General features: G+C 46.0%; 9 protein-coding genes. 4 read left to right on the top strand and 5 right to left on the bottom strand.

Translation table 11 applies throughout. The annotated features are described in order from the left end of the window. Positions 1-423 precede the first annotated feature (423 nt). The 4 genes from HMPREF2955_RS01085 to HMPREF2955_RS01070 all read right to left on the bottom strand — a co-directional run bounded on the left by HMPREF2955_RS01085 (position 424) and on the right by HMPREF2955_RS01070 (position 5,516). Positions 424-1,569: a DUF6057 family protein gene (locus HMPREF2955_RS01085; protein ID WP_070720111.1), complete on the bottom strand. Its 1,146-nt coding sequence runs from the start codon at positions 1,567-1,569 to the stop codon at positions 424-426. Next, on the bottom strand, positions 1,570-3,570 hold the full coding sequence (locus tag HMPREF2955_RS01080; RefSeq protein ID WP_139145441.1) for an alpha amylase C-terminal domain-containing protein: 2,001 nt from the start codon (positions 3,568-3,570) through the stop codon (positions 1,570-1,572). 329 nt (positions 3,571-3,899) lie between these two features. Continuing rightward, a complete protein-coding gene (locus tag HMPREF2955_RS01075) occupies positions 3,900-4,349 on the bottom strand; it encodes a NanQ anomerase/TabA/YiaL family protein (protein ID WP_070720107.1) in 450 nt (149 codons plus the stop codon). Positions 4,350-4,403: 54 nt separating this feature from the next. Then, positions 4,404-5,516, bottom strand: coding sequence for an MORN repeat-containing protein (locus tag HMPREF2955_RS01070; protein WP_070720105.1), 1,113 nt, complete (start codon positions 5,514-5,516; stop codon positions 4,404-4,406). Positions 5,517-5,952: 436 nt separating this feature from the next. On the opposite strand from HMPREF2955_RS01070, the gene rfbA reads away from it, so the two are divergent. The 3 genes from rfbA to HMPREF2955_RS01055 all read left to right on the top strand — a co-directional run bounded on the left by rfbA (position 5,953) and on the right by HMPREF2955_RS01055 (position 9,912). Continuing rightward, entirely contained in the window at positions 5,953-6,831 is an 879-nt protein-coding gene (rfbA, locus tag HMPREF2955_RS01065; protein ID WP_019188507.1) for a glucose-1-phosphate thymidylyltransferase RfbA, read from the top strand. Between the two features lie 79 nt (positions 6,832-6,910). Continuing rightward, positions 6,911-9,415, top strand: coding sequence for a GumC family protein (locus HMPREF2955_RS01060; protein ID WP_070720102.1), 2,505 nt, complete (start codon positions 6,911-6,913; stop codon positions 9,413-9,415). A 65-nt stretch (positions 9,416-9,480) separates the two neighbouring features. Further along, on the top strand, positions 9,481-9,912 hold the full coding sequence (locus HMPREF2955_RS01055) for a BT0820 family HAD-type phosphatase (RefSeq protein ID WP_009229916.1): 432 nt from the start codon (positions 9,481-9,483) through the stop codon (positions 9,910-9,912). Positions 9,913-10,114: 202 nt separating this feature from the next. Here the strand turns inward: HMPREF2955_RS01055 and HMPREF2955_RS01050 are convergent, their stop codons facing one another. After that, positions 10,115-10,759 carry an HAD family hydrolase gene (locus HMPREF2955_RS01050; protein WP_210401253.1) on the bottom strand — a complete coding sequence of 215 codons (645 nt, stop codon included), beginning with the start codon at positions 10,757-10,759 and terminating at the stop codon, positions 10,115-10,117. 189 nt (positions 10,760-10,948) lie between these two features. On the opposite strand from HMPREF2955_RS01050, the gene mltG reads away from it, so the two are divergent. Then, positions 10,949-11,998: an endolytic transglycosylase MltG gene (mltG, locus tag HMPREF2955_RS01045; protein ID WP_070720100.1), complete on the top strand. Its 1,050-nt coding sequence runs from the start codon at positions 10,949-10,951 to the stop codon at positions 11,996-11,998. Positions 11,999-12,789: the final 791 nt, after the last annotated feature.

Genomic DNA, 12,789 nt, shown 5'->3' with positions numbered 1-12,789 from the left:
GACCAAACTAGAAAGGCAAAATGGTGCAAAATGCTGGTTATGTTCTCAAAAACGGACACGTTAGAAGACGTGAAAAGCAAGAAATAGTAGTAGTTTACCTACTTTTTAACCTATATTTTCGCTAGAACGGAGTGAAAATTAGAACTGTATTGTAAAAATAAAGATAACAATTTAAGACTGTGAGTTGGTAAGGTTATGAGTTGGGGAGATTGTGAGTTGATGAGTTTGCAAGTTGGTGAATTGGCAAGTTGGTGAGTTGGTTGGTGAGTTGGTTGGTGTGTTGGTGGACTTGTAAATTCATGAATTGTTGAGCTTATGAGTTTTTTAGTTTGGGGCTTGTGTGGACTTGAACCTTACCAACACGTTCACTTTTCTACTCGTTCACTTGTCTACTAGTAACCCCGTCCTTGCTAACCTACCCTATTACTCGCCATAATTGTAATAGAACCAATAGGTGTTGCCGTAAACACTGCGAAGGGCGTTAATGCGTTCGGCACGGTTTTTATATTTGTTCTCCAAATCCTGAAAATCCTGATAATCGGTTTCCATCAAGTTGTTGCTGTAAACAACAACAGGGTTGGTACGCTGGTGCATATACAAGGTAAGTGCCTCGCGATAATGCTTGGGCAATTCGTTGTTGTTGGGGTAATAGCGAAACACATTGATGGCAAAGAGATCAATGCGGCGGTCTAAAAGATAGCCACAGAGCAGATAATCGTAAGCCGGCTTGGTAAGCTTGTGCTCTTCCGCCCACTTTTCAAGTCCGTTTAGGGTGATGTATTCATCGTGTGGAGTGGGCATGACGAAGAGTGTGTCGAGGGTTTTCGCATTTAGTGTAAACCACCTTACCGACTTTCCGTTTGGCATCATCGCCGCCGATTTGCCCCGTAAGGGGAAATCAAAGAGTTGCTCACCAAGAAGTCCTTCGTTGGCCAAGGCCAGTACACGCAACGAAGTTAGTGCCGAATCGGCATCCGTATCACGCTTACCTACTTCCAAAGCCTTTTCGCTATTTCCACTTTTAATCAGCATTTCCATTACAAGCTGTTGATGCAGCTTAGCAGGAACAGCACCGCCGTATGCAGCGGCAAACATCAGTAAGGCCATAAACCATACCGACTGGGGAAGGAAAAACATCGGATTGTATTCTGTTTCCGTGTCTACATTTCGCCTTTGGCGCCAAACAAACAAGCCAACCGCCAACACTACAAGCACCAACGATGTGCCTAGTTTTGACAAGAATGCAGCGAAAGGTGCAATGCCTGTAAAGGAAGAGAGGAACATGAGTACCAAAAAAGAAGGTACAAAAGACAGAACATACAACCTGTGCCCACTACCACCCATAAGGCGTAACAAGCCCCGTTGCAACAACAACAATAACCCCGTGAGCAACAAGCCTACAACCCAACGGTTAAGGTAGAGCTGTATGCCATCAGTAAGGCGGCGTATCATCAAAGCCAATTCGTTCGCTTGATAGAAACAAGTGAAAACAAAGCTATAAAGACAAAAGAGAATGGAGCACAGTGCCTGCGACAGCACAGCTCCATTCTTTTGAAATGAAATGTTCATCTAATTTTTTCTTAAAACAACCGCCGAACGAGCAGGTATGTACAGTTTTAGCCACTCCTTACGCTCGGCAACATACAGAGGGTCGTAGTTGGTGATGTGCGTAACAGAGTCGTCGGCCAGGTTGTTACCGCCAAACGCGCTGGCATCAGTATTCAAAACCACATTATATGCCCCCGTGGGAACAAGGAAACCGTAATCGGTGAACGAAGTGGTTGGGTTGAAGTTAAAGACGAATATCAAGTCGCCACGCATGAAAGCGAGGATTTGGTCGCCATCGTTATGCCAAATCTCTTGCACGGGCGTTTTGATAAAGTCTTTTTCGCTCTTGATGACTTTCAGCATTTCTCTGTCGAAGTCGCCTAAATAATGGTAGTCTAGTTCCTTGTTGTCCACCAAATTCCACTGCCGGCGTGCGTATTTGTAACTCCATCCGTTGCCTTCGCGTGGGAAGTCAATCCATTCGGGATGCCCAAACTCGTTGCCCATGAAGTTGAGATAGCCCCCATTAATAGCAGCAGCAGTAACAAGCCTTATCATCTTATGCAGGGCAATGCCACGGTGGGCAACGTCGTTCTCGTCTCCTTTCTTGAAATGCCAATACATGTCGGCATCAATAAGGCGGAAAATGATGGTTTTATCGCCTACCAAAGCTTGGTCGTGACTTTCGCAATACGAGATGGTCAGTTCGTCCGAGCGGCGGTTCTTCACTTCCCAGAAGATGGAACTGGGTTTCCAATTCTCGTCTGAAAGCTCCTTAATGGTCTTTATCCAGAAGTCGGGAATGTTCATCGCCATACGATAATCAAACCCATATCCGCCGTCGTCAATGCGTGCCGCAAGACCAGGCATGCCACTAACTTCTTCGGCAATGGTAATGGCTTTGGGGTTGACTTCGTGTATAAGCTTGTTGGCCAACGTGAGATAGCAAATGGCGTTGTCGTCTTGATGGCCATTAAAATAGTCGCCATAGTTGCAGAAGGCTTCGCCCAATCCGTGGCTGTAATAGAGCATTGAGGTTACGCCATCGAAACGGAAACCATCAAAATGAAACTCTTCGAGCCAATATTTACAATTGGAAAGTAGGAAGTGTATCACTTCGTCTTTACCGTAATCGAAACAAAGCGAATCCCAAGCCGGGTGTTCGTGTCGCTCGCCTGGGTAAAAGAATTGGTTGGGGTCGCCTGCAAGGTTGCCCAATCCCTCCACTTCGTTCTTCACTGCATGCGAGTGTACGATGTCCATAATAACGGCCACGCCATGCTTATGTGCCTCGTCGATGAGCGATTTCAGCTCTTCGGGCGTACCAAAACGCGAAGAGGCCGCAAAGAACGAGCTGACATGATAGCCGAAACTGCCATAATAGGGATGTTCTTGTATGGCCATTATCTGTATGCAGTTGTACCCGTCTTCGATAATGCGCGGCAAAACAAGTTCTTTAAATTCGGTGTACGACCCAACCTTTTCGGCATCTTGCCCCATACCAATATGGCACTCGTAGATGAGCAAGGGCGAAGTGGTGGGTTTGAACTTCTTCTTCGACCACTCGTAAGCATGTTCGGGTTGCCAAACTTGGGCCGAGAAGATGTGCGTTTGTTCGTCTTGAACCACGCGGCGCGCCCAAGCAGGAATACGTTCTCCGTTTCCGCCGTCCCAATACACGTGCATCTTGTAGAGGTCACCATGAGAAACGGCCTTTTCGGATAGGCGCAACTCCCAGTTGCCTGTTCCTTCGATGCGCTTGGCACGGTAACGTTCTGTCTCTTTCCAATCGTTGAAATCGCCCACGAGATATATCTCGGTGGCATTTGGTGCCCATTCTCTGAACACCCACCCTTTCGACAGCTTGTGTAGGCCGTAATATTGGTGTCCATTGGCAAAGTCGTTTAGCGTTTTCCGCCCATTGCCTGTCAACTGGTTCATTTTCCACAGGTAATGTTCGTGCCTGCCGCGTATCGCATCCTCGTAGGGTTCGAGGTAGGCATCGTTCTTAACTAGGCCCATGCGTGAGGCGTTTGGGGTGGGCGCTGTTGTCGTCTTCGAAGGCTTTTTCACTTTCTTTGTGGGGTTAGCGTCTTTTGCTGACATAGTTATTTCAATTTATATGTACGAGTGCCGAGAGGTCAACATGTTCTTGTTTGTGCATGTTTGCGCAATGTGTTGTTGACGTCACGGCCTTATGATGTTGGTTCAACTCTTGGTCCTTGTGGTATGAGAAAACAGGTTTGGCTAGTCCTTAGAAATGTCTTGCCCACTTTGCTTAGCTCAGGAGCAAGCAAAACTGGTACAATTAATGTTGGAGCCATCGGAAAAACAGGCTGTTTTGACCGCCGTTACACACATCGCACTTTGAAAATAGCCTTTGTAAAGTTTGCATCTTCGGAGATACAAGGTGCGTGTGCGTCTTGTGGGAAGAATATCACAAATCCTCCACGAGGACATGTTACGTAGTTCTGCGCGGGTGAGTTGGGGTAGAACGAGATGTCTTTTTCGGCAGAATAGTCAGCTGGGGGCAATGAAACAGTGGCTGCCAAGCCGAATGTTTCTTCTTGTTGAAGTGGAATTTGGATGTCTATCATTTGGCGATGGCTCTCCAAAACGGCCTCGTTTCGACTTTTTCCCATGGCCTGTTCTATTTTCAACACCACGTCTTCACCTTTTATATTATATGTGCCGAGCGCAAGTTCTTCAAGCTGGTGGGTACGCATAAAGGCGTCCACCAAAGAGAAATACGGGTTCAATGCCGCGTATTTTCCAAAATTGTCTAACACGTCTAATACCATCGTTCTCTGTTTCTAGTTCTTAATGCCAAGCGATGAGGAGCGCGTTTGGGGTAATCAGTCGTTGAAACGTTTTCCGTTTTCGTAATGGCCTTTGGCTTTAATCTGCCCGTTTCTGTCTTTCTCAACAAATCGGCCGTCGCGAACACCTCTGACGTATGTTCCCTCAAACCTGTTTCCGCTCTTATCTTCCTCTATTGCTTTTCCGTTCCGTTTACCATCTTTATAAGTGCCTTTGAAACGAGACCCGTCGGCATAGTGTATTATCACCTCGCCTTCAACGCGGCCGTTTATGAAGTTGCCTTCAAACACATCGCCGTTCTTCTTCGTCAACTTTCCGTGCCCGTTCTGTCGGTCTTTCTTCCAGTCGCCAACATACGAGTCTCCATTTGCCCATACGAAGGTTCCCTTACCGTCCTTATCTCCTTCGAGGAAACGTCCCGTGTAGCGGTCGCCGTTGGCATATTTAAAGATACCCTGGCCTGTACGGTCGCCCTGAACGTAGTCGCCTTCGTAGACATCTCCGTTTTGGAACTTGTAAATACCTTTTCCGTTCTGAATGTCATTGGTCCAATTCCCTACATACACGTCGCCATCGGCATAACGGTTAGTGCCTTTTCCAGAGCGTTGGTTGTCTACCCACATGCCGTTATAGTTGGACCCGTCGCCCCAATCGAAGAAACCCAGGCCCGATTTTTTGTCGTCGTTCCAGTTCCCATCGTAAAATGCACCCGTAGAGAAGGTGTATCTGCCTTTGCCTTGGCGCTTGTCGTGAGCCCAATTGCCTTCGTACTTATCACCATTATAATAATACATCACGCCATGACCTTGTTGATGCCCACGAAACCAAAGACCCACATATTTATTGTTGTTGGCGAAATAACAAGTGCCGTTGCCGTGTTGTTGATCCTGGAACCATTGCCCTTCGTAACGTTTTCCATCAGCAAAGGTTCGAACGCCATAGCCCTGGCGACGCCCTTTAAAGTATTCGCCCTCGTAGGTTTCACCATTGCTATACAGCGTATTGCCCTTACCATGAGGCTTTCCGCCAGCCATTTCGCCCTTATAAAGGCCTCCGTCCATCGTATTACACGAGCCTATGGTTATCTTTTGTGCAGAAGTGCCTAGCGGTAAGAGAAATATTAACAGCGTTAGTATGATATTTTTCACTTTTCAAGTTTTATTGATTGTTCGAATTTCAAAATTAAGTATTTTAATCCGAACCGCAAAATGGTTTAGTAAAAATTAAGAGTAAAAATACATAAACAACGCAGAAATGGAGAACAAAAACGGTAATGCAAAGCCGAAAAGGACAAAGTAAATCCGGAGAAAGTACAATAAAGCAAACAAAAACTAGCCGAAAAATATAAATTTCAGTTTTTATTATTATCTTTGCAACATATAATAAGGTGACACGATGCAAGTGGGAAGGAACTGCACCATCATAGATGCAAACAGAGGTGAACGTTTTGGGATGCGCCCAGACTGTCTTTCTCATTTTGACTTGCGGATGGTGAGCTAAACGCCCTGCCATTGTGTTTGCATTGTTCACAAACAAGGCATAGCTAATAAATTATTGTCCCATAAATCGTTAAAACAAAAGCGTATGAAAGGAATCGTACTTGCCGGAGGTTCAGGTACAAGGCTCTACCCCATTACAAAAGGTGTTAGTAAGCAGTTGATACCCATTTTTGACAAGCCCATGATTTACTATCCCATATCGGCTTTGATGCTAGCAGGCATCAGAGAGATATTGATTATATCCACTCCACACGACCTTCCAGGTTTCGAACGCCTATTGGGCGACGGGAAAGACTTGGGCGTAAAGTTTGAATACGCCGAGCAACCCAGCCCTGATGGTCTGGCGCAAGCGTTCATCATCGGCGAGAAGTTCATTGGTAACGACACGGTTTGCCTCGTACTTGGCGACAACATCTTCTATGGAGCTGGATTTACGGGTATGCTTAGGCAGAGTGTAGAGGCTGCGAACAATGGTAAGGCAACGGTTTTCGGCTATTACGTTAACGACCCAGAACGCTATGGGGTGGCAGAATTCGACGACAAGGGCAACTGCCTCAGCATAGAAGAAAAGCCCAAACACCCAAAGAGCAACTATGCCGTGGTGGGCTTATACTTTTATCCCAACGCCGTGGTTGAAGTAGCCAAGAACATCAAGCCCAGCGCAAGGGGAGAATTGGAGATAACAACCGTTAACCAAGAGTTCCTTTCAAGAGGAGCCCTAAAAGTGCAAACGCTGCAAAGGGGTTTTGCATGGCTAGACACGGGCACACACGACAGCCTTAGCGAAGCAAGTACGTTCATCGAAGTAATTGAGAAAAGACAAGGCCAAAAGGTGGCTTGCCTCGAAGAAATTGCGATGGACAACAAGTGGATTGACAAGGAACAAGTGAAGGCTTTGGCCCAACCCATGATTAAAAACGAGTACGGCCAATATCTCATGCGCATTGCCCAAATGGCGAAATAAAGCTAAAGCGTTGAAACTTCTCAAACAACAGTGAAACATCATAAGTGAAGAGAGATAGAGAAAAGAAACAACAGATTGTATGGAAGAGAATATAAAAAACAACACCTTGGATAACGAACAAGCCCCAGCGGGCAAATCGCTATTCAATTTCCAAACCGTTTACATGACCCTCATCCTGAACTGGAAATGGTTTGTATTGTCATTAATTATCTGCCTGGGACTGGCCAGCATCTATCTGCGATACACCATTCCCATTTATCAGACATACGCAAAACTGCTCATTAAGGAAGAGAATAACAGCAGGGGGCGAAACAGTTTGCAATACACGACGAACCTCGGCATTGTGTCGAACTCTACTGGTATCGACAACGAAATGGAAATTCTCAAGTCGAGTTCCATTGCCATCCAGGCGGTTAAAGACCTGAAACTATATACCACTTATATGAGTGCGGGCAAAGTAACCAACAGGTTGATGTACAAAACACAACCTATATCAGTAGACATCGACCCCATACACCTCGACATATTGACCCACCCAATCTCCCTAACCATCACGCGTGAGGGAAAGAAATACCATGTCGAGGGTACCTATTACTCCACCAATCCCGATGCACCAGGAAAGGCCTACGCCATCGACAAGAGCTTTACGGCTCTACCTGCCGCCATTGGAACGCAAGCGGGCATCCTCACCTTCATACCCAACTCCACCACTCCCATGAAAGATGGCGAGAAGGTGCTGGTGCGCATTAGCCCTCCTAAGGCCGTGGCCATTGGTTATGCTGCGGGCCTAAGCATTGCCCAGTCGTCGAAAAGCACCTCTATCGCTGTGCTTACCATCAACGACCAAAGTCCAGAACGCGCCATCGACTACCTTAAACAACTTGCTATTTGCTATAATAGGCAAGCGAACGAAGACAAGAACGAAGTGGCCGTGAGAACCGAAGAGTTCATTAACGGGCGATTGGAGAAGATTAACACCGAGCTTGGAAGTACCGAAAGCCAATTGGAAAGCTACAAGAAAGCAAACAAGATGGTGGAACTGCAGATGAGCGCAAACCAAGCCTTGTCTAACAGCGACCAATACGACCAGAAACTTGCCGAGGCTAACACACAGATTGCGTTGCTCAACAGCATCAACGACTACATGAACCAGCCTTCCAATAAATACGAGACGCTGCCTGCCAACATCGGCATCAGCGACCAATCGGCCGTTTCGCTTATCAACAAGTACAACGAAATAGTACTCGAACGAAACAGGCTGCTTAGAAGTGCATCGGAAAACAGCCCCACTGTTACCCCCCTAACATCGCAACTAGACGACCTCTCGAGCAGTATTCGCCGAGCAATGGCGCAAGCCAAGCGCAGCATGGACATCCAAAGAAATGCTGTGGCATCTCAGTATGGCAAATACAACAGCATGATACAACAAACACCCGAGCAGGAGAAAACCATGAAACAAATTGGCCGACAGCTTGAGGTGAAAGCAGGACTGTACCTCATGCTGCTGCAAAAACGTGAAGAAAACTCCATCTCTCTTGCCGCAACTGCCGACAAGGGAAAGCTAATTGACGACCCCACCGTTGTCGGCAAGGTGGCTCCGAGGTCATCAACCATCTATGCGGGCGCACTTGCTGCTGGCCTGGCCATTCCAAGTGTGGTATTTTTCCTTCTCAGTTTCTTTAGGTATAAGATTGAAGGACACGACGATGTGGCACGTCTCACGCGCCTTCCCATCATCGCAGACGTGGCCGTGGCTAGCGAAACAGCTAAGACAAAAGCCGACATCGTTGTTCACGAGAACCAGAACAACCAGATGGAAGAAATATTCCGTTCGATGCGTACCAACGTGCAATTCATGCTTAAAGAAAACGAAAAGGTCATTTCGTTCACATCTAGCATATCGGGCGAAGGCAAAACATTCATCGCCGCAAACCTCGCCGTGTCGTTCGCACTACTTGGCAAGAAGGTTATCCTGGTTGGTCTTGACATCCGTAAGCCGCGATTGGCCGAGTTGTTCGAGATTGACGACCACCGACATGGCATCACCAATTTGCTAACAAAGACCGTTGTAACCGCTGCCGACATACAAGCGCAAACATTGCCATCAGGTGTCAACGACAACTTGGAATTGCTGATGGCCGGTCCGATACCGCCAAACCCTGCCGAGTTGCTTACAAGAACTTCGCTAGACGACATCATGGACTTGCTCAAACGCACATACGACTACGTGATTATCGACACCGCACCAGTTGGCCTTGTTACAGATACGTTGCAAGTGGGTAGGGTTTCGAACCTCACGGTGTATGTTTGTCGCGCCGACTACACACCGAAAGAGAATTTCGAACTCATCAACACGCTTCACGCAGAAAACAAGTTGCCCAACATCTGCGTTGTGGTTAACGGCATCGACCTCTCGAAGAAGAAGTACGGCTACTACTACGGCTATGGCAAATACGGCAGATATGCCAAGTATGGCTATTATGGCAAACATGGAAAGTACGGTCGCTATAACAACTATGGCAACTATGGCAATTACAGCAACAGCCATTACAGCAACGAGAACGATACTTCGGTGAAACAATAAAGCCACTTCATAACGCGGGTTTCATCAGCAGCCAAGCCGATGAAACCCGTTAAACACTATAAGGAATGACAATTGCAGTTGATTTCGACGGAACTATCGTAGAACACCGTTACCCCGAAATTGGAGAAGAAATACCCTTCGCCACCGAAACGTTGAAAATGCTCATCAAAGACAGGCACAGGCTTATCTTATGGAGTGTAAGGGAAGGCGAATTGCTGGACGAGGCCGTGGAATGGTGCAGACAACGCGGTGTGGAGTTCTATGCTGTGAACCGAGACTATCCAGAAGAGGAGAAAGAGAAGAACAACCATTTCTCTAGAAAACTCAAAGCCGACCTCTTTATCGACGACCGTAACGTTGGTGGACTGCCCGATTGGGGCGAGATTTATCGTATGGTAACGGAGAACGTTACCTACAAACAAATCGTTAGAAACGCAATTAGGGCACATAACAATCCCGAAAGCTACAAGAAAAAGAAACACTGGTGGCAGTTCTGACAAGCTGACGCAACTCACGTCTCCCCACTCCACTTACCACTTTTTCTCAATATACTAACGCACTAACATAGTCAAGCCATGCCCTCTTCTATCTTCATAGTAGGCATGGCTTGATTATTTCATATTGATAACACAGCTCCTTCATGCGTTTAGTAGGAGTAACCTTATTTCACTCTCCCTGCTTGTAAAAACCGCTACGCCACTACACCAACAACTCTTCGGGTGCTGTGATAAGTGTAGTAGCACCCGAACGGAGCAAGAAATCCTTATCGCGAAAGCCCCAAAGCACACTGATACAAGGCAAATTGCAGTTTTTGGCTGTGGCTATGTCCACATCACTATCACCAATATACACAGCATTCTCAGCCGACACACCCAACTGCACAAGGGCTTCCAATACCGTATCGGGTGCCGGTTTCTTGCTAATGCCTTCGCGTTCGCCAATAGCCACCTCCACATACTGGTCAAAAAAATGCTTGCACAACTCTTGCGTAGCCTTATAAAACTTATTACTCACTACGGCAACGTTCTTCTTACGCCGTTTCAGTTCAGCCAACATCTGCAACACCCCAGGATAAGGCGATGTATGGTCTAGCCCATGTTCAAGATAATGTTGGCGAAAACATTGGTAAACTTCCTCAAATTGGGCGTTAGCCAAACCATCAGGTATGGCTCTTTCCATCAATTTCTTTACGCCGTTCCCCACAAATTGCCGTACCTCGTCGATAGTACGTTGGCGCATGCCGTGCTGTTGCAGGGCATAGTTGCAGCTAGCGGCCAAATCGGTTAAAGTATTTAATAGCGTACCGTCTAAATCAAATATATAGGTATCGTGATCTTTTATCATTTTATTTCCCTTCCGTTTTATTATCCATAAAAATATGTTCTGAAAATGCAAGCGCAAACGCGATATGGGTTCGTATAACCAAACACATAACCAAGAACAGCAAGTGCAAAGTTATAAAAATATGCTCACCTCTCCACAGATGTTGTTTAAAATTACTAACTTTGCAATGAAAATAAAGCATAATCAACAATGAAACACAGCTGTGTAAGAAATTACCTCATCCCTGCGGGCGTTTGCTTGCTCGTAATATTGGGTATATTGTATTACTATTTCTTTTCGGCCATGCTCCCATCGGGCAGTGCCACCAAGTTCGTATACATAGACAACGACGATAATATCGACTCGGTGTATGCCAAACTCACCCCCAACTGCTCGCCACATGCGCTAAGTGGGTTCAGAACGCTAACGCGACACAGCTCTTACGGCGAGCATATCAAGCCGGGACGCTATGCCATAAAGGCAGGACAAGGGGCTTTTGTGGTGTTCAGACACCTGAAAAACGGCATGCAAGAACCCGTAAGCCTCACCGTCCCTAGCGTAAGAACGCTTGACAAACTATCGGCAGAAGTGTGCAAACGCCTCATGATGGACAGCACTCAGCTGCTGAATGCATTGCGCGACCCCAAAATTTGCGCGCACTATGGTTATGATACGGCCACCATCCAATGTATGTTCATCCCTAACACCTATGACGTTTATTGGAACATATCAACCGAAAAACTGCTCGACCGCATGCAGAAAGAAAGCAAGAACTTTTGGAATGTTGACCGAACCGTAAAGGCTAACGAGCTAAAGCTAACACCCGTTCAGGTGATTACACTGGCGAGCATCGTCGACGAAGAAACAGCCAACAATGCAGAAAAGCCTATGGTGGCAGGTATGTACTACAACCGACTGATGTTGCGCAATGCCGAATACCCGAACGGCATGCCCCTACAAGCCGACCCAACCATTAAATATGCGTGGAAACAGTTTGGACTGAAACGCATTTACAATAAGCTACTCAACATCAACAGCCCCTATAACACCTATCGCAACGCAGGTTTGCCCCCTGGTCCGATACGCATTCCTAGCATAGAAGGTATCGAGGCCGTACTCAATCTTAAAAAGCACGGTTACCTGTACATGTGTGCGAAAGAAGATTTTAGCGGTACGCATAACTTTGCTAAAACTTATGCAGAACATTTGGCCAACGCGGCTAAATACACTAAGGCCTTAAACCAAAGGGGCATTAAGTAATAATCACGACCGCATTGGTTGGAAATGTTCTTCAAAGCATTATAAAAGAAAAGGCATAACCAAATGTCTTGAAAACTAAATGGCCGCTAAATGCCTTGCAATCATTTGCCTAATACATTGCAATTAGAACATGTAAGCAAAGTATTAAACATATGATTGCGGGCCATTTAGCGGTTTCAAATAAAGTGGTTAACATTGAAGGTATTTCGATGTGCACACAAGATACTAACCTGTTCTAAGGCAAATACAAGATGCGTTAATCAGGTCTTCAACACATTTTATTGCAAGTCGCTGGTTCTCCATTGGCCTAGATAAGCACCATCAACTAATCAACTCACCAAATCACCAACTTATCTACTCATAAACTAACCTACTAACCTACCAAAAAACCACAAGCTCATCAACACACTTACTCATCAACAAGCAAAAGTTAAAATTGTTATTTATATTTTACAATTGCATTATTATTTTCACTCCCTTCTAGCGAAAATATAGGTTAAAAAGTAGGTAAATAACTACTTTTGGGGGTCTTTCGGGCCTTTTGTTTTGTCCATTTCTAAGAACAAAACCTGCATTTTGCACCATTTTGCCTTTCTAGTTTGGTTGCCGACTCGTAATTTTTCAAGCCCAATTATCCACTTTTAGGCACAAAACACCCACTTTTTAATGGCTATTCTGCCCCTTTGAGCTATATGTTTCATGGTTCGAAAAGGTTTTATTTATACCATTGCTGTGGATATTTATGCTTATCATCCTGCGTTTTGCACCATTTTGCACTGCGTTTTGCACCA

This window comes from Prevotella sp. HMSC073D09 (assembly GCF_001814145.1).
GTDB lineage: Bacteria > Bacteroidota > Bacteroidia > Bacteroidales > Bacteroidaceae > Prevotella > Prevotella conceptionensis.
The sequence above is the reverse complement of the archived record's forward strand: the minus strand, read 5'-3'. Positions and strand labels throughout refer to the sequence as shown.